Annotated in this window: 16 protein-coding genes; 10 read left to right on the top strand and 6 right to left on the bottom strand. The window is 66.1% G+C overall.

The features are described 5' to 3' along the window. Nucleotides 1-198: 198 nt before the first annotated feature. Both trmFO and KA419_12675 read left to right on the top strand, forming a co-directional pair. Nucleotides 199-1,536 carry a methylenetetrahydrofolate--tRNA-(uracil(54)-C(5))-methyltransferase (FADH(2)-oxidizing) TrmFO gene (trmFO, locus tag KA419_12680; protein ID MBP7866793.1) on the top strand — a complete coding sequence of 446 codons (1,338 nt, stop codon included), beginning with the start codon at nucleotides 199-201 and terminating at the stop codon, nucleotides 1,534-1,536. 250 nt (nucleotides 1,537-1,786) lie between these two features. Further along, the gene (locus KA419_12675) at nucleotides 1,787-3,148 is read left to right on the top strand and encodes a DUF512 domain-containing protein (GenBank protein ID MBP7866792.1); all 1,362 of its coding nucleotides are present in this window, start codon (nucleotides 1,787-1,789) and stop codon (nucleotides 3,146-3,148) included. Between the two features lie 487 nt (nucleotides 3,149-3,635). On the opposite strand, the gene KA419_12670 is transcribed toward KA419_12675, so the two are convergent. Beyond that, on the bottom strand, nucleotides 3,636-4,625 hold the full coding sequence (locus tag KA419_12670; GenBank protein ID MBP7866791.1) for a TIGR02757 family protein: 990 nt from the start codon (nucleotides 4,623-4,625) through the stop codon (nucleotides 3,636-3,638). Between the two features lie 74 nt (nucleotides 4,626-4,699). On the opposite strand from KA419_12670, the gene KA419_12665 reads away from it, so the two are divergent. Continuing rightward, nucleotides 4,700-5,635 (top strand): peptidase, encoded by a 936-nt coding sequence (locus tag KA419_12665; GenBank protein MBP7866790.1) that lies wholly within the window; start codon nucleotides 4,700-4,702, stop codon nucleotides 5,633-5,635. A gap of 107 nt (nucleotides 5,636-5,742) precedes the next feature. Here KA419_12665 and KA419_12660 read toward each other — a convergent pair whose 3' ends face one another. After that, a complete protein-coding gene (locus KA419_12660) occupies nucleotides 5,743-6,216 on the bottom strand; it encodes a hypothetical protein (GenBank protein MBP7866789.1) in 474 nt (157 codons plus the stop codon). Nucleotides 6,217-6,648: 432 nt separating this feature from the next. Between KA419_12660 and KA419_12655 the strand changes: the two genes are divergently transcribed. From KA419_12655 to holA, 6 genes are all read left to right on the top strand, one after another. Then, nucleotides 6,649-7,440 carry a hypothetical protein gene (locus KA419_12655; GenBank protein ID MBP7866788.1) on the top strand — a complete coding sequence of 264 codons (792 nt, stop codon included), beginning with the start codon at nucleotides 6,649-6,651 and terminating at the stop codon, nucleotides 7,438-7,440. 276 nt (nucleotides 7,441-7,716) lie between these two features. Further along, entirely contained in the window at nucleotides 7,717-9,879 is a 2,163-nt protein-coding gene (uvrB, locus tag KA419_12650; protein MBP7866787.1) for an excinuclease ABC subunit UvrB, read from the top strand. A gap of 227 nt (nucleotides 9,880-10,106) precedes the next feature. After that, the gene (trmB, locus tag KA419_12645) at nucleotides 10,107-11,252 is read left to right on the top strand and encodes a tRNA (guanosine(46)-N7)-methyltransferase TrmB (protein MBP7866786.1); all 1,146 of its coding nucleotides are present in this window, start codon (nucleotides 10,107-10,109) and stop codon (nucleotides 11,250-11,252) included. A 263-nt stretch (nucleotides 11,253-11,515) separates the two neighbouring features. After that, on the top strand, nucleotides 11,516-12,451 hold the full coding sequence (locus KA419_12640) for a TIGR01212 family radical SAM protein (GenBank protein MBP7866785.1): 936 nt from the start codon (nucleotides 11,516-11,518) through the stop codon (nucleotides 12,449-12,451). A gap of 278 nt (nucleotides 12,452-12,729) precedes the next feature. Further along, the gene (locus KA419_12635) at nucleotides 12,730-13,326 is read left to right on the top strand and encodes an LptE family protein (GenBank protein MBP7866784.1); all 597 of its coding nucleotides are present in this window, start codon (nucleotides 12,730-12,732) and stop codon (nucleotides 13,324-13,326) included. Nucleotides 13,327-13,338: 12 nt separating this feature from the next. Then, a complete protein-coding gene (gene holA / locus KA419_12630) occupies nucleotides 13,339-14,397 on the top strand; it encodes a DNA polymerase III subunit delta (GenBank protein ID MBP7866783.1) in 1,059 nt (352 codons plus the stop codon). Between the two features lie 142 nt (nucleotides 14,398-14,539). Here the strand turns inward: holA and KA419_12625 are convergent, their stop codons facing one another. Further along, complete coding sequence (locus tag KA419_12625) at nucleotides 14,540-15,832, bottom strand: hypothetical protein (GenBank protein MBP7866782.1); 1,293 nt, start codon at nucleotides 15,830-15,832, stop codon at nucleotides 14,540-14,542. An 850-nt stretch (nucleotides 15,833-16,682) separates the two neighbouring features. Then, nucleotides 16,683-17,321, bottom strand: coding sequence for a hypothetical protein (locus KA419_12620; GenBank protein ID MBP7866781.1), 639 nt, complete (start codon nucleotides 17,319-17,321; stop codon nucleotides 16,683-16,685). Between the two features lie 514 nt (nucleotides 17,322-17,835). On the opposite strand from KA419_12620, the gene KA419_12615 reads away from it, so the two are divergent. Beyond that, on the top strand, nucleotides 17,836-18,264 hold the full coding sequence (locus tag KA419_12615; protein ID MBP7866780.1) for a tetratricopeptide repeat protein: 429 nt from the start codon (nucleotides 17,836-17,838) through the stop codon (nucleotides 18,262-18,264). Nucleotides 18,265-18,423: 159 nt separating this feature from the next. Here KA419_12615 and KA419_12610 read toward each other — a convergent pair whose 3' ends face one another. Both KA419_12610 and KA419_12605 read right to left on the bottom strand, forming a co-directional pair. Continuing rightward, nucleotides 18,424-20,898 carry a leucine--tRNA ligase gene (locus KA419_12610; GenBank protein MBP7866779.1) on the bottom strand — a complete coding sequence of 825 codons (2,475 nt, stop codon included), beginning with the start codon at nucleotides 20,896-20,898 and terminating at the stop codon, nucleotides 18,424-18,426. A 162-nt stretch (nucleotides 20,899-21,060) separates the two neighbouring features. Then, the gene (locus tag KA419_12605) at nucleotides 21,061-22,134 is read right to left on the bottom strand and encodes a DNA replication/repair protein RecF (protein ID MBP7866778.1); all 1,074 of its coding nucleotides are present in this window, start codon (nucleotides 22,132-22,134) and stop codon (nucleotides 21,061-21,063) included. Between the last annotated feature and the right edge of the window lie 713 nt (nucleotides 22,135-22,847).

The raw sequence follows: 22,847 nt of genomic DNA, 5'->3' as shown, positions 1-22,847 counted from the left end.
AGGACCAAAGGGACCCAAAGGACCGGAAGGGCGAGACGGGAATTGTCCATGGGGGTTTCCTCCGAAATCGGTGTTGATCCGTGTTCATCCGTGGTTGAGATTGGGTTGCGGCCGGCAGTTGCTCAATTAATTTCGCGTATTCCGTGTATTTCGTGGTTTCTTTTCCGGGTTATCGGTTTGGGGGATGGGAGGACGGGCATGTCCGGAACGACGACGGTGACGGTGATCGGAGGCGGTTTGGCGGGGAGCGAGGCCGCCTGGCAGCTCGCCCGGCGGGGCGTGCCCGTCCGGCTCCTGGAAATGCGCCCCGGCACGATGACCCCCGCCCACCGAACCGGGGACCTCGCCGAGTTGGTCTGCTCCAACTCCCTCAAGTCCGAGGCGCCGGCGTCCGCCGTCTTCCTGCTCAAGGAGGAACTGCGCACACTGGGCAGCCTGGTGATGCTCTCCGCCGACGAAACCCGCGTCCCGGCCGGCCACGCCCTGGCGGTGGACCGGGAGCGCTTCGCCCGGCGGGTCACCGAAGCCCTCGAGGGCCACCCGCTCGTCGAGGTCCGGCGCGAGGCGGCGGAGGACGTCGGCCCCGACCGCCCCGTCATCGTGGCCGCCGGCCCCCTGGCCTCCGACGCCCTGGCCGGCGCCCTGTCCCGGGCCGCCGGGGCGGGCCACCTCTACTTCCACGACGCCGTCAGCCCCATCGTGGCGAGGGACTCCATCGACTTCGGCGTGGCCTGGGAGTCCTCCCGCTACGGGAGGGGCGGCGACGACTACCTCAACTGCCCCTTCGATCGGGAGGCCTACGAACGCTTCCTCGAAGCCCTGCTCGCGGCGGAGCAGCACCCGCTCCACGCCTTCGAGGAACCCCGCTTCTTCGAGGGGTGCCTGCCGGTGGAGGAACTGGCCCGGCGGGGCCCCGACACCCTCCGCTTCGGACCCCTCAAGCCGGTGGGCCTGGACGACCCCCGCACGGGGCGCCGCCCCTGGGCTGTTCTGCAACTCCGGAAGGAGAACGCCCTGGCGGAGGCCTACAACCTGGTGGGTTTCCAGACCAACCTCCGCTACGGGGAGCAGGAGCGGGTGTTCCGGATGATCCCGGGCCTGGCGAACGCCCGCTTCCTTCGACTGGGGAAGATGCACCGCAACACCTTCGTCAACGCCCCGCGGGTGCTGGACGCGTCCCTGGAGATGAAGGCCTGCCCGGGGGTCTTCCTCGCCGGGCAGCTCATGGGCCTGGAAGGGTACGTTGAAGCCGTCGCCACCGGTCTATTGGCGGCGCTCCAGGTCCACCGACGCCTCCGGGGCCTCCCGCCGCTCCTGTTCCCCCGGGAAACGGCGCTGGGGAGCCTGCAGCACTTCTGGACCCACGCGGAGCCGGACCGTTACCAGCCCACCAACATGAGCTTCGCCCTGCTCCCCCCGCCGGAACCGGGGCTCAAGCGCCGGATCCGCGGAAAGGCGGAACAGCACGCCCACCGCGTGACGGAGGCGCTGGGGGTCTTCCGGGCATTCACCGCGGAGATGGAACAGGGTATGTAAGCGGAACACAAGAACCCACGAACGCCACCCGGGAAAGCCGGAACATAACCACGAAATATACAAAATACACGAACTGCACGAAAGGAATCCGGACGAGAATGCAGTATCGCGCCCATGAAAAACCGTGATCGATTTCCGAGGCAATCGTGAGTTCACAGCGCGGATCGATGCGGCTGGACCTGCAGATGTGGGATCAAATTTCGTGTATTTCGTGGTTTAATATCGGTGGATGCTGTTCGGGGGAGGCGGGATGGCAAGGCGGGAAGGGCTGAGGATCGAGGCGGTGGAACCGGGTTCGCCCGCGGCGGAGATGGGCCTGGGGCCGGGGGACGTCTGCCTCGCCCTCAACGGCGAACCCCTGGAGGACTACCTCGATTACCAGTTCCACTACGCGGAGTTCGAGGAGAACACCCTGCGGGTCCGCAAGCCCGACGGCGAGCTGTGGGACGTGGAGTTCGAGCTGGGCGACGGCGAGCCCCTCGGCGTCCGCTGGGCGGAGATCCCCCCCCGGACCTGCCGCAACCGCTGCGTCTTCTGCTTCGTGGACCAGCTCCCCAAGGGCGTCCGCCGCACCCTCCGCATCAAGGACGAGGACTTCCGCCACTCCTTCCTCTACGGCAACTTCGTCACCCTCAGCAACGTGTCGGGCCGCGACCTCCGGCGGATCGTCGACCAGAAGCTCTCGCCGCTCTACGTATCGGTCCACGCCACCGACCCCGACGTCCGCCGGCGGTTGACGGTCCCCCGCGGCACGGACCGCTTCGACGAGCACTTCCGCTTCCTGGTCGCGAACGGGGTCACCCTCCACACCCAGGTGGTCCTCTGCCCGGGGATCAACGACGGCGACGTCCTGGAGCGGACCGTGGAAGACCTCGCCGCGAGCCGACCGGCCGTGGTCTCCGTGGGCGTGGTGCCGCTGGGCCTCACGGCGCACCGGGAAAGGCTCCCGGCGCTGACGTCCCCCGACCCCGCCTTCTGCCGCGAGACCCTGGATCGGATCGACCGTTTGCAGGCGGCGTGCCGGGACCGGTTCGGGAGCCGGTTCGTCTGGGCCGCCGACGAGTTCTACCTCCAGGCGGGGGCGCCCCTCCCGCCGGTGGAAGCCTACGAAGGCTTCCCCCAGCTGGAGAACGGCATCGGCATGGCCCGGGACTTCCTCGACGGCTTCGGTGAGCTGCTCCGCCGCCGCCGGAAGGCCTTCGCCGGCCGCCGGGCCCTGTTCGCCACCGGGGCCTCCTTCGCACCCCTCCTGCGGGAGTGCCTCGAGCGTTTCAACCGCTTCCACGGGGCGGCGCTGGGGGTGCTGGAAGTGCCCAACCGCTTCCTGGGCGGCCGGGTGACGGTGGCCGGGCTCCTTTCGGGAAGCGACCTCCTGGCCGCCGCCCGGGGCGTCGATGCGGGGGAGTTCCTGGGCGTCCCGTCCTCCTGCCTCAACGCCGACGGGCGCTTCCTCGACAACCGGACCCTCGACGATCTCGAGCGCGAAACCGGGTTCCCGGTGACGGCCTGCGCCCCCTGCCCGGACGGGATCGTCAGGGCCCTCTCCGAATCCCCGACTGCACGACGGCATCGAAGGGACGTTCGCACGATCACGGAGGAAGGCAAGTCATGATCAAGAAGTTCATGCGAGGGTATATGAAAGACATCCTGGTGGTGCTGCTCATCGTGTTCGCCTGGTTCGCCCTGCAGAAGTGGATCCTGCCCAAGCTCGGGGTCCCCACCTGAATGTCCCAGTCGTGCGATCTCGGGTCCCGGGATCAGAAGGGGAAAGGCACGATCGAGACGGACGGGAAGAAGTAGGCTGTTGGCCAGGCGCAAAGACGCCAAGCCTCGCAAAGCCGGAACCGGAAAAGGGGGATTCCTTTGCGAGGCTTTGGGTCCTGGCGTCCTTGCGAGAGACCGGATACGTCGATTCCGGAACCGGATCAGCACCAGTGGGGCATTTTAGCCCCGGGGCATGCCGGACGACGCGGCCGGGATTCCCTCCTCCGTCCCCGCACCGGGTTTCCCCGCTCTGAAAGCGGTGGGAGCCCACCGATGATCTCAAATCGTGCTCATTTTGCCAAAGATCTTACTTCGTAGGGACTACAGCCTACAGCCTATAGCCTGCACATGGCCGCCAGCGGGCAGGTCGTCCGGACGGACGGGTCGCACGGGCCCTCACCGCCGCCGCAGCGGGTGGTGCCCCACCAACTGAGGGCGAAGTCCCAGCGCAGCGGGTCCTCCGGGCAGAGCCGGCGGAAGGCGGCGGTGACTTCCCGGGCGGCCGGGAGCCCCGGGGAGGACCGGTGGGTGAGGCCCAGGCGACGGGCAAGGCGGAAGACGTGCACGTCCAGGGGCATCACCAGGCGGCCGGGGTCGATCCCGGTCCACAGTCCCAGGTCGGGCGCTTCCCGCCGGACCATCCACCGCAGGAAGAGGAAGGGCCGCTTGAGGGAACTGGCGCCGTCGGGGTCCGGGAACAGGAAAAGGGGGGTCCCCGTCCGCCCGCGGAAGGCCGGGTGTCCGGCCAGGCTATCCAGGCGGGCCCGCAGGTCCCGGAGCATCCCGCGCAGCGCTTCCGAGACGTCGCCCGCCCCGCCGGCCTTGAAGCTTCCGAAATACGCCTCCAGGTCCTCGTGCCCCCGGAGGACCCGGCCCAGCACGGCCGCCGCCAGGGCCAGGTCGGCGCCGGTGTTGAAACGGTAACGCAGGGGGAAGAACCGTCGAGCGTCCCGGGCCGGGTCGAAGCGGCGCAGGCCGTCCGCCAGGTCCGTCGGCAGGAGGGCGAAGAACCGCTCCAGGATGCCCAGGAACAGGTCCCGGCGGCCGTAGGCCAGCAGGGCGGCGAACCACCCGGCGGCCTCGGCGTCCGCCTTCCCGCCGAACCGCCGGGGGAAACGGACCGGGTCGGCGTCCTCGACGAAACCTTCGGGGCACCGGTCCCGCACCGTTTCCAGGGCACGGAGCAACGGCTCGACGCCATCACCCGCCCGCCCCCCCTGCACCGCAGTCCGCAGGTCAGGCGCGCGAGCACTGGAAGGTGAAGCCTGTTTCGGGTCGCCGGGCGCGTCCGCCTTCCCCGTCGACCCCCGGTTTTCATTCTTCATTCTTTGCTTGCATCGCCGCATCGAAGAGATTAAGTTGTCGGGTCACCCTCGCGGGCGACTGGTGGAAGGATACCATGGATTCGACGCGCCAACCCGTTTTGATGGTCTTCGTGGACGGCCTGGGCATCGGCCCGGATGGCCCCGCCAACCCCGTGGCCCGCCCGGGTCTTCGCGTGCTCTCCCTGCTGGACAAGCTGCGCCGATGGGGCCCCTTCGACGTGGATCACTTCGTCGCCACCCGGCTGGACGCCACCCTGGGCGTGCCCGGCATCCCCCAGAGCGGGACCGGCCAGACCACCCTCCTGACGGGGGTGAACGCCGCGGAACTCCTGGGCAGGCACCTGAACGGCTTCCCCAACCGCCGCCTCCGGCAGCTCATCGCAGCGGAAAGCGTGTTCGTCCAGCTGGCCCGTTGCGGCCTCCTGGCGAACTTCGCCAACGCCTTCACCCCCGAGTTCTTCCCCGCCCTGGAGGAGGAGCGCCTCTCGGTGACCACCTGGTCCACGCTGGCCGCCGGCCGGCCCCTGCGCAGCCTGCAGGAACTGCGGGACGGGCGGGCCGTCTACCAGGACTTCACCAACCTCCACCTCCAGATGCGGGGCTACGACATCCCGATGCGCCGCCCGGAGGAAGCCGGCATGGTCCTGGCCGGGATGGCCGCCTTTCAGGATTTCCTGCTCTACGAGTACTTCATCACCGACTTCGCGGGCCACGCCGGGGACCCCGCCTTCGCCGGCCACGTCATCGACCTGCTGGACCGGTTCCTCGAGTCGGTCCTGGAGCACGCGGACCTCGACCGCCTGACCGTGCTTCTCACCAGCGACCACGGCAACATCGAGGACCTCTCCGTCAAGCCCCACACCCTCAACCCGGTCCCCCTCATCGCCTGGGGGCCCGGCGCCCACGCCGTGACGCACGGCGCCACGTCGCTCGCCGACGTCGTGCCCGCCATCCTGTCCTGGCTGACCCGGCCGGCCATACCGGCCTTGCCGGACCCCGAACCACAGTGATCCCCTTTACAAGTAAACACAGGACACCCACCCTTCCCCAACGGGCAGATATCTTTGTCTGTCAATGAGATTTTTGCGTCTTTGGGGGGCGTGGCGCTCGAGAGGTTTCATCGCCGGACCGACCGGAACCGTTGCCGGAGGACCTTCTCGACGCGTGTTTCCACTTCCGGAGGAACCCCGCCGAGGTGGACCGTCCAGGTGGGGGAGAGGTCGCCATCGCTCTTCACGGAGAGGATGATGCCGGAGGGCAGCCCTTCCCAACCCCAGGCATCGAGCGTCCGCTCGCAGCACTGCCCGCTCTCGCCCAGTTGCTCCGCCCATTCCCGGCAATACGCCATGCCGGCCGCCTCGACCCGGAAGGCATAGTGTTCCCAGCAGATGCCCACGTCACGGACCTGCTTCACGAAGATGGCCGGCGTGCCTGCCAGGGCGCCCAGCACCTCGCCGGCGATCACGGCCGCGTGGACCTCCTCCTCCAGCGCGCCCTCGAGGCCGGCGAGCAGGTCCGCCCACCGCTCGCGCAACAGGCCCTCGATCGGGCGGAACATCCGGCATTTGAATACCGCTTCGGGATAAGGCATGCTCACCTCCGGAAAATGGCCGCCCCCCACAGCCGGGGTCGGTCCGCCCCGCCGACGGGGTTGACCCGCATCAGATGGCCCGGCATCTCCTGGCTCCGAAGCGGGCCCGAAACGTCAGTATAGGTCAACCTTGACGGTTCCGTAAAAAGTACCATCGCCCTCCGGGCGATGTTTCAAACAAAGGTCTTTCATCCACTTTTCCGTTCGATTTCCGACTTTTTACGAGGCCGTCAACCTTCGGCGACCAGGCAAGGGGTGTCCTTTTCTCGACGGCAGCCATGGCTCTGGGCCGCCTCAGTCTCCGCCGTTTCTCCACGGAATGGGAGCATATTCTGTCCTTCGGCGGCCGCTAAGCCGGGACCGGACCGGTGCACCCGCGGGAACTATTTCTCCAAGCTTTACGTATCTAATGATTTGCTGAGGGAGGGTACCATGGGCATGAAAATCACGTGGTTCGGACTCATCCTGTCAGGGGCTCTCATCCTGCCGGGGGGAGTGGCGTTCTCTGCCGGGGCAGAGCGGCCGGAGGCGAAAGGTCAACAGGGGGATTTTACCCTCGTGCTCCCGACGACCCTGGAGGACTGGCGGACGGAGTACCGGGAAACCGTCGCCGGCGCCCTCGACCAAGTCATCCGCTGGTTCGCCGCGAACGGGTTCAAGGAGGCGCCCGGCGACCTGCTGGACACCGTCATCGTCCACGACGACCCCGTGGTCATGCGACGGGAGCTGTCGAGACGCTTCGGCGTGCCCGAATCCTCCGTCCCGGACACCTTCGCCGGCACCGTGCAGGGGAAGACCCTCTTCCTGGTCTCCGCCCCCCGCTACGAGAAGATCTACCGGGACCTCTACCCCGAATGGCCCTGGAACCCCGCGGAGTACCGTCGCCTGGCCGCCCACGAGCTGGCCCACGCCGCCCACGCCCGGATCGTCCGCGAGCGAACGGGCTCGGAGGACGCCATGGGCCCGCGCTGGTTCTTCGAGGGCCTGGCGATCTGCTGCGCAGGCCAATTCGAACCGGCAGCGGGCCAGGACAAACCCCTGGACTGGGCGCAGTTCATGGCGTACGTCGGGCGCGACCGGGAGAAGGTCCTTTCCTATCCCGTCTACGGGGCCATGTTCCGCGCCCTCGACGGCAAGTTTGCCGTGAAGGACCTGGTCCGCCAGGCCGCCGACCCGGGCTTCCCGGCCACCCTGGAAAAGGTCGGAAAGCGACCCCGCCCCTGAGCGGGCCACAGTGCGGGGCCGCCGGTCGCCCCCTTCGGAGAAAACAGGACACTCACTCATCCCGAAGGGTGAGTGTCCTGTCTTCTCTGGCATTGAACATCCCTGTTAGGGCTGCTTTGCGAGGCTTGGCGACTTCGTGTCTTTGCGTGAGGCGGAATTGACAGCTTCCACCTAAGCCGCTCCCGAGAACGGTGTCGCTGGCGCGCACCCCTCCGGAGAGTCCCTTGCACGAGAGACGGGGGTGTGGTTTAATGCGCGCCTGGCAGGAGCGCGGCGATGAACGAACACCCCGACACCGACGAACACGGCCTCAAGGCGCTGAGCTACCAGGGGATCGCCTACGGCGGGGCCCTGGGGCGCAGCCGGCCTTTCCGGCTGGCCTCGGACTTCGTCCCCCGGGGCGACCAGGCCAGGGCCGTCCGGACCCTCGCGGACAACCTCGCCGCGGGCGTCCCCCACCAGGTCCTCCTGGGCGTGACGGGAAGCGGCAAGACCTACAGCATGGCCCGCATCATCGCGGCCACGGGCCGGCCGGCCCTGGTGCTTGCCCACAACAAAACCCTGGCGGCCCAGCTCTACCACGAGTTCCGCTCCTTCTTCCCCGACAACGCCGTGGAGTACTTCATCTCCTACTACGACTACTACCAGCCCGAGGCCTACATCCCTGCTTCGGACACCTACATCGAGAAGGACGTCCAGATCAACGAGGAGATCGACCGCCTCCGCCACTCGGCCACCCGCAGCCTCTTCGAGCGACGCGACTGCATCATCGTGGCCAGCGTCAGCTGCATCTACGGCCTGGGCTCCCCCGAGGCCTACTTCGGCATGGTCCTGTTCCTGGAGACGGGGCAGACCCTCGACCGCCACGAGTTCCTCCACCGCCTGGTGGAGCTGCAGTACGCCCGCAACGACTTCGCCCCGGGGGTGGGGAACTTCCGCGCCCGGGGCGACACCGTGGACATCTTCCCCCCCTATGGAGAGGGGATGGTGCGGGTGTCCTTCTTCGGCGACGAGATCGAGGACCTGTGCCTCGCCGACCCCCTGACGGGCGCCGTCCTCTCCCGCCACGAACGCCTGCCGGTCTACCCCAAGTCCCACTACGTCATCCCCCGCTCCCGCTGGGACGCGGCGGTGGCCTCCATCAAGGCGGAGCTGAAGGAGGCGGAGGCCCGCTTCCAGGCCGAGAGCAAGTTCCTCGAGCACCAGCGGATCCACGAGCGGACCCTCTTCGACCTGGAGATGATCAAGGAGCTGGGCTACTGCCGGGGGATCGAGAACTACTCCCGGCACCTGACGGGACGACGGCCGGGCGAGCCCCCTCCCACCCTGCTGGACTACCTACCCAAAGACCACCTGGTCTTCGTGGACGAGTCCCACGTCACCCTCCCCCAGGTGCGGGGCATGTTCAACGGCGACCGCTCCCGCAAGACCACGCTGGTGGAGCACGGCTTCCGGCTGCCGTCGGCCCTCGACAACCGCCCGCTGAACTTCGACGAGTTCCGCGCGCGGATCAACCAGGTGATCTACGTCTCGGCCACCCCCGCCCGCTACGAGATCGAGCTGTCAGAGAGCCGCGTGGCCGAGCAGCTTGTCCGCCCCACGGGGCTGCTCGACCCCGCGGTGGAGGTGCGGCCGACGAAGGGGCAGATGGACGACCTCTACGCCGAGATCCGCCGCCGGGCCGACCGGGGCGAGCGGGTCCTGGTGACCACCCTCACCAAGAAGATGGCCGAGGACCTGGCGGACTACTTCCGCGAGCTGGGGCTGAGGGTGGCCTGGCTCCACTCGGACGTGGAGTCCCTGGAGCGGATCCGCATCCTCCGGGACCTTCGGGCCGGCGTCTTCGACGTGCTGGTGGGCATCAACCTCCTCCGGGAGGGGCTGGACCTGCCCGAGGTCTCACTGGTGGCCATCCTGGACGCCGACAAGGAGGGCTTCCTGCGCTCCCGCTCCTCCCTGATCCAGACCATGGGCCGGGCGGCGCGGCACGTCAACGGCACCGCCATCCTCTACGCCGACGAGGTCACGGAGTCCATGAACCTGGCCGTGGAGGAGACCTACCGGAGGCGCTCCCTGCAGGAGGCTTTCAACCGGGAGCACGGCATCACCCCCGAGAGCGTCGTCAAGCCCCTCAACGAGGAACTGGTGCGGATCTGCAACGCCGACTACGTGGACCTGACCGCCGCGCTCGGGCCGGCCGAGGGGTTCCGCTCGGCGGAGGAGGTGGCCGCCGAGATCGCCGAGCTGGAGAAGCGCATGAAGGAGGCGTCGGGCCGCCTGGAGTTCGAGAAGGCGGCCGGTTTCCGGGACCGCATCCGGGACCTCCGGAAGGTGCTGATGGAGGCCCTGGAGAACGAGGCGATGGCCATCCCCCTGCCGGAATCCGACCCGGACCGGGGGCCGGGACGGGGTGGGCGCCGCCGGGGGCGCCGGATCTGAGGTGCGGACCGCGGAAGACAGAGGACCGCAGAAAATGCAGAAAATGAAGAAGATACAGGAAGACGATCACCGGACACTCATTTCTTTCGGAGCGGGACACTCCGGAAGGCGCCACTGTCCGCCGAGCCGATCGGCGATCCCGGAAACAGGGGACACTCATGGATTCCCACAGCCTCTGGACACCCATCAAATGGGGGACACTCTTGCGTTCCCGGAGCGGTAGACCCATGAGCATGCCAACGTCCGCCGGAGGGTCCCCAACGGCAAACCGTCAAGTCTCCCTGTCCTCGCTCCTGAGCGAGCCGGACGATTCCCTTCGACGTCCGCCCCCCCTGAGCCCCCTGGCGGTCACCGTCAACGGTTTTCGCGACGCCGGCGGCTGGGTGGGCGTTTTCGGCCGGCACGCCCCCCTCGAGCTGGAGATCGGCTTCGGCTGGGACCCCTTCCTCTGCGACGAGGCCTCCCGGCGCCCCGAGACCGACTTCGTGGGGATCGAGTACGACGGCAAGCGGGTGGAGCATTTCGTGCGCCGGGCGGAAAAGCGGGGGCTGGCCAACGTGCGGGCCGTCTTCGGCGACGCCTTCCACCTGATCCCCCGCCTCTTCGCCCACCGGGAGCTGTCCCGGGTCTACATCCACTTCCCCGACCCCTGGCACAAGAAGCGCCAGCAGAAGAACCGCCTCCTGGGGCCCCACTTCCTCGAACTGCTCTTCTACCACGTGACGCCGGGCGGGGAACTGGTGGCGGGGACCGACTCCGCGGACTACAAGGACTTCATCCACGAGAGCCTGTCCGCGGTGGGCGGCGTGGTCAACCTCAACGCCCCCGCGCCCTGGGCGGACCGTCTCCCGGGGCATCCCGAGACCCGGTTCGAGCGGCTTTTCCGGCAGCAGGGGAAGCCAATCCACTATTTCCATTACCGCCGCGAGGCGTCCTTCGACGACCGGCACGTCGCCGCCGTCGAGGCCCTGCGCGCGCAAGTCCCCGGGAGGATGAACGCCATGCCCCACGCCGTCTTCGACCGCGCCCTGGACCTCGCCGCCTGGGCCCTCGCTTTCAAGCCCTTCTCCTGGACGGAGGCGGGGACCCTTTACAAGGTGACGGAGGTGTGGACCCCCGTCGCGGGGACGGGGCTCCTCCTGGAGGGGGTCATGGTCCGGGAGGGGCACGATGCCCTGTTCTACGTGGAACTCCGGCTCAAGGCCGGCCGGTCGGTGCTCCGGGTCTCGCCGGTTCGGGAGGTGGAGCGGGACGAGCTTCTCTTCCGCTTCCTGGCGGGCCTGGCGCGGCGGCTGCTGGAGTTCTTCCCCGGGGCCCGGCTCGAACGGCACAACCTGGGGAAATATATCGAGGGAAAGGACAAAGGGACCTAAAGGACCAAAAGGACTTAAACGACAGCGGGGTGCGGGAAAAGTGCTCAGGTGGGGGAAAGGCGAGAGGTGGGGGAAAGGCGGCAAGGTGCGGAGAAGGAGACGTTGGGCATGACGCGCCGAGTGATGATTCGGCAGGCTATCAAACCGGCGTTGCCGATGCCGGAGGCGCAGTTTGCACGTTTAACGTCGTCCTTCGGGCCTTTGGGGTCCCTTTGGTCCTTTTGGTCCTTTTGGTCCTTTCGTCCTTTCCCGGTTGGGTCCCCATGATCGAGGAACCCCTCTGGTACGACGTCAACGCCTACTTTCGCCAGACCTTCGGGGGCAAGGTCTGGAAGATTCTCGTCGACACCGGGGTCCCCTGCCCGCACCGCGTTGCCGCGGGCGGTTGCACCTTCTGCCGGGAGGAGACCATCCTCCCCGGCCAGCTCTCGGTTGTGCCGCCGGACCTTTCCCGGCAGATCGCGCTGGGGAAAGCGGCCCTTCGCCGCAAGTACGGGAAAGTGGACCGCTTCGTCGTCTACTTCCAGCGGGGAAGCGCCCTGGCCGCGCCGGAACCGGAGGTTCGGGCCTGGCTGCGGACCGCCCTCGAGGACCCCGAGACGGTGGCCGTGGCCCTGAGCGCCCGTCCCGGGGACATCACCGACCCGGTGCAACGGATGCTGGCCATGGCGGGCCCGGAAAGGGTGATCTTCGTGGATATCGGCCTCCAGAGCGCCTCCGACGAAACCCTCCGCCGGATCAACCGCGGCCACACCCGGGAGGACTTCGCCCGGGCCGTTCGTTGCCTGGCAGCCCTGCCGGAGGTCCGGAGCGTGGCGCACGTCATCGTCGGTCTCCCCGGCGAGGGTGCCGCCGAGAACGAGGCCACCTTCCGTTTCCTGTCGGGGCTGCCGCTGCACGGTGTGAAAGTGCACCACCTGCAGGTCATCCGGGGGACTCCCCTCGAGACGGAGTTTTTGGACGGCGGGTTCGAGCCCCTCGATCCTGAAACGTTCGTCCGGCGGTTGGCGGACGGTCTCGAGTGCCTGCCGCCGGAGATGGTGATCCACCGCCTCCAGGGAGACCAGCCGCGGAAGTGGGTGGCGGCGCCCGCCTGGCATCTGCGCAAGGAGGAGATCATCGTCCGCCTGGAGGCCGAGTTTCGCCGGCGCGGCACCCGGCAGGGGAGCCGGTATCAGGCGGCAGGCTCCGGGTTGTAGTAGTACCCGCAAGGAAAAATCGTTGCCAAACCGCGCGAGATCTCGGGGACGATTGATCGAGACGGCGGCCGGGAGCCGTTCGAGGGGAATTTCCCGAGGAAAACACGCGGCCCCGGTTGCGTCTCCTCCGTGCCGTGAAAGATCCTCCCGATATTTGTCGCATCAAGGCACGGTCGTTTGATGGGTTGCGGAGGTGCCGTCCCTGGGGTAGAATGCTATTTTCGGAAACGATCCGGTACCGCCGTTGAAACGGCAAGCACAGCGCAGGAGCATGGATCATGAGGCCGATGGAACATAACCTGGAATCCTTCGCAACTCAAGCCCCCCGCCGATCCACCGAACCGTTGGGGACGGGGGTTCGAGGCATCCTCTCCGTCGCCGCCCTGACCGCGGTCCTGCTGGCCGCCACGGCCTGCTACAAGGTCTCGGGCCGGTACGGGAACCTGCCGGAAAACATCCGGAGCATCGGCGTGCCCCCCGTCGAGAACAAGACCACCCGGTTCAACCTGGAACGTCTCCTGACCCCGGACCTCCGCCGGGCGCTCGCCCGCAAATCCGCGGTCCACGTGGTCCCCCGGGCCGAGGGGGCGGACGCGGTCCTCCGGGTCTGCATCGAGTCCCTCACGGTCATCCCCACCGGGGTGGATGCCAGCGGGACCGGGACGGCTTTCGAAGTCATGGTGACCCTCCGGGTCACCTTCACGGAGGCCCGGACCGGGAAGGTGATCCTGGAGAACCCGGGGGTGATCGTTCGTGAACCCTTCATCCTGCCGGACACGGGCCTGGAGTTCGCCCCCGAGGACAGCCCCGCCCTGGAGCGGCTCTCGCTCCGCGTTTCAGAGGACGTCGTGATGAACGTGCTCGAGAGCTTCTGATCGGAGCCCCCCGTGCCCGGACGCGCCCTCTACCTCGCCGACCTCGAAAACGCCCTCTCGCGGGGGAAAGTGGCGCCGGTCTACGCGTTCCTCGGAGGGGAGGCCTTTCTCAAGCAGCGCGCGCTGCGGAAGCTCCGGAAAACCATGTTCCCCGAGGGCGAGGACCCCTTCAACTACGAGAAGGCCTACGCCGACGAAAGCTCCACCATCCGCCTGCTGGACCAGGCCCGCACCCTCCCGTTCCTCGGGGGGCGGCGGCTCGTGGTCCTGAAAAACGTCGAAGCCCTGGACAAGGGGCCGTCGAACGAGTTGCAGGCCCTGGAGAACTACCTGAAGAACCCCGCCGCCTGCACAGTCCTGGTCCTCGAGTACGGCACCGAGTTCGACCCCAAGCACAAGGACAACCAGAACCGGAAGACCCTGAAGCTGGCCCTGGGCCTCCCCGAACACCACCTCTTTCTGCGGCTGACGGAAGACAACCTGATCCGCTTCTTGGAGAAGTATGCCGTCGAGCAGCAGTACCGCATCGACCGGGCGTCCCTGGAAGTCCTGGCCAACCGCCTGGACGGGGATCTTACCGCCATCGCGCACGAACTGGAAAAGCTTCACCTGGCCGCCGACACGGGGCCGATACGGCGGGCCGACATCGAGCGCGCGGCGTCACGCCACCACACCACCAACATCTTCAGACTGCTGGAATCCCTGGCGGCACGGGACACGGAAGGGGCCCTCGGCCAACTGGCTTTCCTGCTGGAAACGGGGGAAGCGCACCTGAAGATGCTCCTCATGATCGGGCGGTTCTACCAGCAGGCCCTGGGTTATGTCGACCTGTCGGAGCAGGGGGTCCCGGAGCCGGAAATCCTCAACCGCCTGAAGATCCTCTCCTACCAGGCCCGACCGCTGAAGACCGCCGTGCTCAACTACTCCCTGGATGAGATCCGGTCGCGCCTCGCCATGGTGGGGAAGTGGGAAGAGCAGTTCAAGAGCATCCGCATCGACGCCGACACCCACATGGAGATGCTCCTGGTGAGGCTCTGCCGTCGCGCAAATCAAGCGCCCCGCAAACGCTAGCCCGTCCCGTCCGGGAGGCCGGGCCGCCTCCGTCGGGCGGATGCAAGGCGACGTCCTGGGATCGACCGCCGCCCGATGCACCGTTCACCGTCCTCCGGCCAATCACCTGCCGGCGCACACCCCGTTCGAGGGTGGAGGCCTGTCAGCGGCCTTCCCCCGCCGTTTCCAGGATGATCTCCGCGGCCCGGCCGGCGGAGCCCGGCGGACCGAACCGTTCCCGCACCGCCCGAAGTCTCTCCCGGGTGGCCAAGGCTTCCCCCGGGTGGGTCAGGATCCTCAGGGCGTGCCTTGCCAGGCCGTCCACCGTCAGGTTCTCCTGGATCAGTTCCGGCACGACTTCCTCTCCCGCCACGAGGTTGGGCATGCCCATGAAGGGCACCCGCATGACGCGCCGGCCGATGAAGGCCGTCAGCGGGCTCACCTTGTAGACCACCACGAAGGGTGTCCCCAGAAGGGCCGTCTCCAGCGTGGACGTCCCCGATTTCACCCAGGCGAAGGCGAAGGCCGCGCGCATGGAGAAGAATTCTTCCGGGGAAACGCCCCCCTCGCCCGGCGGGTCGAGGACCGTCACCGGGACCTCCGCGTTGCGCAGGTGATCGTCGAGGAATTCCCGCCGGATGGTGGCCGCGCGGACGACAACCCACTGGACGGGCGGGCGAGCGCTCGCGGAAGGGCTCGGCAAGAGGGTGTCCCGGGTATGGCGAGAGTGAGTGTCCTCGATCTGCAGCGAGTGAGTGTCCTGGATCTGCTCGGTCTGCAGTGAGTGAGTGTCCGTGATTCGCTTGGCGGCCTGGAGCATCAGGGGCAGGTGTTTGGCCACCTCGCGGCGGCGGCTTCCGGGGAGCAGGCCCACCACCGGCCGGGTCGGGTCCAGCCCGAAGCGCGGGCAGACCGTTTCCCGGGGGATGTCCGCCCGGAGGTCGTCCAGGAGGGGGTTGCCCACGAAGCGGGCGTCGATCCCCTCCTCCCTCAGGAGGGCCTCCTCGAAGGGGAAGATGGGAATGACGGTGCGGCAGAAGCGCCGGAGCCGGTGAATCCGGCTCTGGTGCCAAGCCCAGAACTGGGGGACGATGTAGTAGACGACGGGGATCCCGAGCTTTCGGGCGTATGGAGCCATGAGGCCCAGGTTGAAGCCGGGGTAGTCCACCAGCACGAGAGCGTCGGGCCGCATCTCCCGCAGGGCCCGGCGGGCCAGACTTCGGACCGCCACGATCTGGGGCGATTTCTTGAAGACCTCCACCAGGCCCACGATGGCCATGTCCACGGTCATGTCCCGGAGCAGGCGCATGCCGGCCGCCGCCAGGCGCGGCCCGCCCAGCCCGACGGCCTCCACCCCCGGCGCCCGTTCCCGGATCGCCCGCAGCACGGCCGCCGCCCGGGCGTCCCCGCTGGGCTCCCCGGCGATGAAAAACAGCTTGGGGCCGGCTGAAGGCATCGTGCTCCTTTGGAGGCATTCAGGCTATAGGCTGTAGGCTATAGGCTGTAGTCCCTTCGAAGTAGGGTCTTTGGCAAAATGAGCAAGACTTGAGATCGCCAGTGGTCTCCCACCGCTTTCGGAGCAGGGAAACCCGATGAGGGGACGGAGGGAATACCCACTGCGTCGCCAGGCATTTACCAGGGCTGAAACACTCCGCTTGTGCCGATCCTGGTCCGGAATCGACGAGAAAGGTCTCTCGCAAAGACGCCAGGAAGCAAAGCCTCGCAAAGGGATCCCCCTTTTCCGGTTCCGGCTTTGCGAAGCTTGGCGGCTCCGCAAAAAGCCCGGATTCGGATCTCACAGAGGCACAGAGGCACGGAGAAGAATCGTAAGGATTGTTGATTCTATTAAATACGATTTGCATTTCTCTGTGCCTCCGTGCCTCTGTGAGAGAAAAGGACTTTTTGCGACCGCATCAAGCTTGGCGGCGTTGCGCCTTGGCGAGAGCCGATCCGGATCTTGATCTCGCAAGCGCACAACCCTCGTAAAGGAAACCGGTTGACCGGGCCTGCCGCCGAGGGGCATGAAAGCTCGCCTTCAACGGGTCGCCGTGCCTCCGTGAGAGACCTTCCGGACGGTCATGCTCAAAGTCACGGAGGCACGGGAAAGAGCTGTTTCCGATCGCCGTGACCCGGCCGGGCGCCATCTCCGGTATACGGTCCCCGATCTTCGGTCCCCTGTTTTTTTTCTTCTGTGCCATGTCTTCTGCTTTCGTCGTCGGACGACTCGCCTCATCCCGAAAACCCCGACGTTTATTCTACCCCACCTTCGTGTCGCAGGCTACCGCTCAAAGCGGGAAGACCCGAGTCTAGAAGGGAATCTCGTCGGGATCGAAGGCGAACTCGAGTTCGGCCTTCATACGCAGGGGGTAGAGGTACTCCACCGGGGGTGGCGCGGTCCCATAGTACTCGCGGAGAATCACCTCGTCGCCGAACAGGGGGACTCCCTGCGCCTTGGAGGAGTCCGGCGTGTCGTCCTGAAAGGCGGCCGCGAGGTAGTAATCGCGAAGGATCTCCCCGTCATCGAAGGGGTCGGGGTCGCCGAAGTCGGGAAACTCGTCGAAATCGCTTTCCGACATCAAGTCGCGGTGTTCCTCGAGGACGCCCAGCCTGGCCAGGCGGTCGAACAGGTCCCGTCTTTCATAGTACAGGAATCGAACCCGCTTGCGCCGGCCGGGCCGAACCGCTCCCACCTCCCGCACCACTTGGGCCAGGGGGGCGATCTCCGCGTCGCCGGAAGCTGCGAGGACATCCAGACGCTTCAAGTTTAACGACGAGATGCGTGACTGGCGAAAAAGGTACCCCAGGATCTCGGCCCGCTGGAGGATGCGTTGCCGCTCCGCCTTGGGCGTCTTCATGCAATCCTTGCAGATGTACCGGCGATCCCCCTTCCCGCCGAAACGCTCGTTGGCGCGGATGCGACCACAGATCCGACAGCAGCGCGACATTGGACAACCCTCCGGGGCCGATCGATAAGGATCCTAATCCGGGTGAAACGGAGAAGGTAACACGAAATACTCGACATACACGAACGTAGAAGAAGTCATTAACCCCATGAACAGGTTTTCAGAGTCGAGGGATGATGATGCTCAAGAAGAACACGATTCGTCGGGTCGGATCCAGAACCCCTTCGACCTCAACCGCTAAGAATAGGCTTTTTAAAACCACGAACCACACAAACCAGACGAACGAAGAAGTATAGAGGTGGCGATACCAACAAGGGTATGCGTCCCGCTCGCACCCGGCTCCCCACTCGCCGCCCTTCGGGCTGCAGGCGGGCTGATTGCGTCGTCCCGCATGAAACCCTCGGGTCGGTTCCGGAAGCGGAGTATACCTCGAAACCTGCTGAGTTTATAGCTAAAGGAAGAAGGTATGCATAGGGGTAGCCCCCATTTCAGAGTGGATGTCCTATATTGTCCCATGCTAGGATTGGATCCGCAATTGCCGATTTACTGGACACGTATGAGCTTTCTTTCAGAAAACTTTTCATCAGAACTCGAAAATCTGTGCCGTGCCGGTGATGCCCTTGCAGAATCCAAGCGGTACGCGGAGGCTTGCAAGGTTTACTGGGCCGCATGGGATCTGCTTCCAGAGCCACGGATCGAATGGGAAGCCGCCACTTGGATCCTGTCGGCGGTGGGTGATTCCCATTTCCTGAACGGAGATTATTCTGCAGGACGGGACGCTCTTCTCGACGCCATGTGTTGTCCCGGCGGTATTGGCAACTCTTTCATTCATCTTCGGTTGGGACAATGCCAGTTTGAGCTGGGGAGCCTGGACCGGGCTGCGGACGAACTGATAAGAGCCTACATGGGTGCGGGCAAGAATATCTTCGAAGATGAAGACCCGAAGTATTTCCTATTTTTACAAAGCAAAGCGAAAGATCTGTAATGTATAGGCGGAGCGCCTTTCTCGCTGTTGAAATTCCGGACTTGTGCGAAAGACAACTCCAGAATGCCCCGATCCCCGTTCGTGTGGTATGTGTGGTTCGTGGTTGTATTCTTTCGTGTATTCCGTGTATTTCGTGGTCACTCAATAGTTCGTGGCCACTCACCGGATGACCAGGTTCACCACTTTCCCCGGGACGCAGACGGCCTTGGCCAGGGCGCCGGTCTTCAGCAGCTCGGCGATGCGGGGCGAGGCCAGGGCGGCCGCGCGCATGACCTCCTCGCCGGCGCCGGGGGGCACCATCACCTTGGCCCGCAGCTTGCCGTTGACCATGACGGGGATCTCTAGAGCGTCCTCCACCAGGAAGGCGGGGTCCGCCACGGGCCATGGCACGTCGATGACCGGGCCGGCGTTGCCGCACAGCGCCCAGAGTTCCTCCGCGATGTGGGGGACCAGCGGCGCCAGGATCAGCGCCACGGTCTCGCAGGCCGAGCGGAAGACGGCCGGGTCGCCGGCCTCGGTCAGCCCGTCGGCGTCCCAGAGGTAGAGTTCGTTCACCAGCTCCATGCAGGCGGCGATGGCGGTGTTGAAGTGGAGCCGCTCGTCGATGTCCTCGGTGACGCGCCGGACGGTGTCGTGCACCTTGCGCAGGGCCTTCGTCTGGCGGGGCGTCAGCGCCGCCCGATCGGGGACACCCACTTTCACCCGCAGCCCGTCCTTGTGCTTCTCGAAGAGCCGCCAGACGCGGTTGAGGAAGCGGAAGCACCCCTCGATCCCCTGGTCGGACCACTCCAGGTCCTTCTCCGGCGGGGCGGCGAAGAGCATGAGGAGCCGGCAGGCGTCGGCGCCGTAGCGCTCGGCGTACTCGTCGGGGTCCACCAGGTTCCCCAGGGACTTGCTCATCTTGGCGCCGTCCTTGATGACCATCCCCTGGGTGAAGAGGCGCTTGACGGGCTCGGCGCCCTCCACGAGCCCGAGGTCCCGCATCATCTTCCACCAGAAGCGGGCATAGATGAGGTGCCCGACGGCGTGCTCGATCCCGCCGATGTAGATGTCCACGGGGAACCAGTAACGGACCTTCTCCACGTCCACGGGCGCCGTGTCGATGCGGGCGTCGGCGTAGCGGAGGAAGTACCAGGACGAGTCCACGAAGGTGTCCATGGTGTCGGTATCGCGCCGGGCGGGGCCGCCGCACTTGGGACACTCACTTTTCACGAAGGTCTCGATGTTGGCCAGGGGCGAGCCGCCGTGGTAGTCGATACGTTCCAGGGGCGGGAGGAGCACCGGGAGCTGCTCGAAGGGGACCGGTTGCAGCCCGCAGGCGTCGCAGTGGACGATCGGAATGGGTGTCCCCCAGTAGCGCTGCCGGGAGACGCCCCAGTCACGCAGCCGGAAGCTGACGGCGGCCTTTCCGAAGCCGCCCGCCTCGGCGTCGGCGGCCATGCGGTCCATGGCCTCCTCGCAGCCGAGGCCGTCGTAGGGGCCCGAGTTGCACAGGACGCCGTACTCCTCGAAGAGCCCGTCCACCGGCTCGCCGCCCTCGGGGCGGATCACGGGCCGGATGGGGAGGTCGTACTTCAGGGCGAATTCCCGGTCGCGCCCGTCGTGGGCGGGGACCGACATGATGGCGCCGGTGCCGTACTCCATCAGGATGAAATTGGCCACCCAGATGGGAAGTTTCTCCCTCGTGAAGGGGTTGACGGCGTAGCGGCCCAGGAAGATGCCCTCCTTGGTAGTGTCGGCGAAGGCGCGGTCCTGCTTGCTCTTTCTCAGCATCTCGTCCAGGAAGGCCTCGATGCCCTCCCGGTCGGGGTTGTTCTCCAGGAGCGTCTCCACCAGCGGGTGCTCCGCCGACAGGAGCACGGAGTTGGCACCGTAGATGGTGTCGATGCGCGTGGTGAAGATCTCGATGGCCCCGCCGGAGCCGTCGACGGGGAAGTGGACGCTGGCCCCTCGGGAGCGGCCGATCCAGTTCCGCTGCATGGTCCGGACGCGCTCCGGCCACTGCTCCAGCCGGTCGATCTCGTCGAGCAGCTCGGCGGCGTAGGTGGTCGTGGCGATGAACCACTGGTCCAGGCGCTTCTGGACGATGGGGGTCCCATCCCGCCAACACCCGCCGTTCACCACCTGCTCGTTGGCCAGGACCGTCTGGCAGGCGTTGCACCAGTTGACGGTGGAGTGTTTCCGGTAGAGCAGGCCCTTCTCGTACATCTTCAGGAAGAACCACTGGTTCCAGCGGTAGTAGTCGGGCAGGCACGTGGCGCACTCCCGTTCCCAGTCGTAGCTGAAGCCCAGCTTGCGCATCTGGGACTTCATGAAGGCGATGTTCTCCAGCGTCCACGTCTCGGGGTGGATGCCATGCTTGATGGCGGCATTCTCGGCCGGGAGGCCGAAGGCGTCCCACCCGATGGGGTGCAGCACGTTGTACCCCGCCATTCGCTTGTAACGGGCCACGGCGTCGCCGATGCTGTAGTTGCGCACGTGCCCCATGTGGAGACGTCCGGACGGGTAGGGGAGCATCTCCAGGACGTAGTACTTTGGCCGGTCGGAACGCTCGTCGCAGCGGTGCACGCTGCGGGCGTCCCAGTTGGCCTGCCATTTTTTTTCGATTTCATGGAATGGGTAAATATCAGCCATGGCGGTCTCCCGGCTCAAAATAAGCGGTTATCCTACCATTTCACTCCCGGGCGTTCAACGGGGATTTTCCCGGTGTCGGTCGCACCGGGCGAGGGTCCTTTTGCGGGAGCATCCGCCATTGATCATGCGCCGGTATCGGTTGGGGTTCCGGGTTCGGACGGCTCACCCCGGGCTCACCTCGCCGGCGCAGACGCGCAGCCGGCGGTGGGGGTGTAAAACACCCTCGAAAAGTTCCGGTTTCGATGTGGTGAGAAAGATCTGGGAGGCTTCCGAAAGGGCTTCCACGAAGGTGAGGATTCGGGAGCGGTCGAGTTCCATGTCGGCGTCGTCCACCAGGACGATGGGGAAAGCGCCCCGGATCTGCATGAACAGGTGAAGGGCGTTCAGGTAGAACGTGAAGAGAACGGACCGCTTCTGGCCGCTGGAGCCGAACTTTCGGACCGGGTGACCGTCGAGGGTGATCTCGTAGCGGTCCAGGTGGGGACCGTACAGGCACCGGCCGCTCTCGATTTCACGCTGCGCCCGCTCCCGGAGAAGCTTCTCCGCGGCTTCGGGTTCCCTCAGGAGTTCCAGGGGCAACGACGGGTGATACACCACCGCGAGAGGGGCCCCGGAAAAACGGTCGGTGGGGATTCCCGCCGAAAATTGCGCGATGAAAGCGGCGCGGCGCTCGACGAGTTCCTGCGCGCCGTCCAGCAGCGCCCGGTTCCACGTCTCCAGTTCCTCCATTCGGACCTTCCCCCGGTGAAGAACGGCGCTTTTCTGTCGGAGGGTCCGACGGTAACGTGCGAGGGCCGTGAGATAGACGGGTTGGAACAGGGCCAGGAGACCGTCGAAAAACTTGCGGCGAGGGTCGGGCCCCCCGGAGACGATCCCGAAGTGCTCGGCGGTCACGCACAGCACGGGGGCCCGCTCGATGATCCGGGTTACGTCCGCCTCGGACCCGTTCAGCAGGAGCCGCTTCTCGCCGTCGGAAAACCGTGTTTCCACCAGGTCGAGAAGGACTCCCCCGAGCACAGAACACAGGACCCGGAACCCGCGGGAACCATACGCCGCACACTCCTCCAGCTGGCGCGTCCGGAAGGACTTGGAAAGGCATGCACAGTAAACAGCCTCGATCAGGTTGGTCTTCCCTTGGCCGTTCAGCCCGGTGATCAGGTTGATGCCCGGGTCGAAAGCGACCGTCCCGTCCCGCAAGTTGCGGAATCCATACGTCTCCAGGCGCTCCAGGTACATCCGACTCCCTCCCGCCCTCTCGCCGGTTTCAGGCATTCTCCGGCCGACCTTCCTTCAAACAAGCTTGATGCCCTCGAAAAAAGTACCATCGCCCTCTGGGCGATGGCTCAGACAAAGGGGTTACGACACTGTTTGGGTTCGTTTTCCGACTTTTTACGAACCCGTCAAGCTTAGATTGTACGATGGGCAGGCCAGGAAAGCACCCGCAAACCGCAACCCCAGGCAGAGAGGCGGCGAAACGAGAGAACCGTCAGGACGCAGGGTATCCGCATTTTTTCCGGCAGAACGCCTCTTTTACCTGGTCTGAAGGTGCGCCTGTGCATGCACCCTTCACCCCGGGTCCCTACCCTTCCCGTGGAACCTGTCAACCATGAGGCGGGGCCAGGTGCAGGCCCAGCCAGGCGTCGAAACAGGACACTCAAGCGAAGTGGAAAAGTGAGTGTCCCCCTTCCCGACCCTCCCGCCGGGCCTGCTCGCAGCGCTTCCCGGCGTCTTGCGCCCCGCGGCCCGGTCCCCTCTCCCGGGTCAGCGCGGAGCCCCGCCCAATTTTTTTCACCTGTTTTGCAAAATAACTTCGGATATTGCCCGGCGAAAACGTTAGTAAGGGTGAAGTCCACTTCCAGGAGGCTGCCATGGCCATCGCGCGCAAGAACATCGTCGCCGACGGCGCCGAGCGGGTCTACCACTGCACCGCCCGCTGCGTCCGCCGCGCC

Source organism: Acidobacteriota bacterium (assembly GCA_018001935.1).
Taxonomy (GTDB): Bacteria; Acidobacteriota; JAAYUB01; order JAAYUB01; family JAAYUB01; genus JAGNHB01.
The sequence above is the reverse complement of the archived record's forward strand: the minus strand, read 5'-3'. Positions and strand labels throughout refer to the sequence as shown.

Coding starts and splice junctions, on each gene's coding strand:
- trmFO (MBP7866793.1), top strand. CDS start 199: ATGTCCGGAACGACGACGGTGACGGTGATCGGAGGCGGTTTGGCGGGG.
- KA419_12675 (MBP7866792.1), top strand. CDS start 1,787: ATGGCAAGGCGGGAAGGGCTGAGGATCGAGGCGGTGGAACCGGGTTCG.
- KA419_12670 (MBP7866791.1), bottom strand. CDS start 4,625: ATGAAGAATGAAAACCGGGGGTCGACGGGGAAGGCGGACGCGCCCGGC.
- KA419_12665 (MBP7866790.1), top strand. CDS start 4,700: ATGGATTCGACGCGCCAACCCGTTTTGATGGTCTTCGTGGACGGCCTG.
- KA419_12660 (MBP7866789.1), bottom strand. CDS start 6,216: ATGCCTTATCCCGAAGCGGTATTCAAATGCCGGATGTTCCGCCCGATC.
- KA419_12655 (MBP7866788.1), top strand. CDS start 6,649: ATGGGCATGAAAATCACGTGGTTCGGACTCATCCTGTCAGGGGCTCTC.
- uvrB (MBP7866787.1), top strand. CDS start 7,717: ATGAACGAACACCCCGACACCGACGAACACGGCCTCAAGGCGCTGAGC.
- trmB (MBP7866786.1), top strand. CDS start 10,107: ATGAGCATGCCAACGTCCGCCGGAGGGTCCCCAACGGCAAACCGTCAA.
- KA419_12640 (MBP7866785.1), top strand. CDS start 11,516: ATGATCGAGGAACCCCTCTGGTACGACGTCAACGCCTACTTTCGCCAG.
- KA419_12635 (MBP7866784.1), top strand. CDS start 12,730: ATGAGGCCGATGGAACATAACCTGGAATCCTTCGCAACTCAAGCCCCC.
- KA419_12625 (MBP7866782.1), bottom strand. CDS start 15,832: ATGCCTTCAGCCGGCCCCAAGCTGTTTTTCATCGCCGGGGAGCCCAGC.
- KA419_12620 (MBP7866781.1), bottom strand. CDS start 17,321: ATGTCGCGCTGCTGTCGGATCTGTGGTCGCATCCGCGCCAACGAGCGT.
- KA419_12615 (MBP7866780.1), top strand. CDS start 17,836: ATGAGCTTTCTTTCAGAAAACTTTTCATCAGAACTCGAAAATCTGTGC.
- KA419_12610 (MBP7866779.1), bottom strand. CDS start 20,898: ATGGCTGATATTTACCCATTCCATGAAATCGAAAAAAAATGGCAGGCC.
- KA419_12605 (MBP7866778.1), bottom strand. CDS start 22,134: ATGTACCTGGAGCGCCTGGAGACGTATGGATTCCGCAACTTGCGGGAC.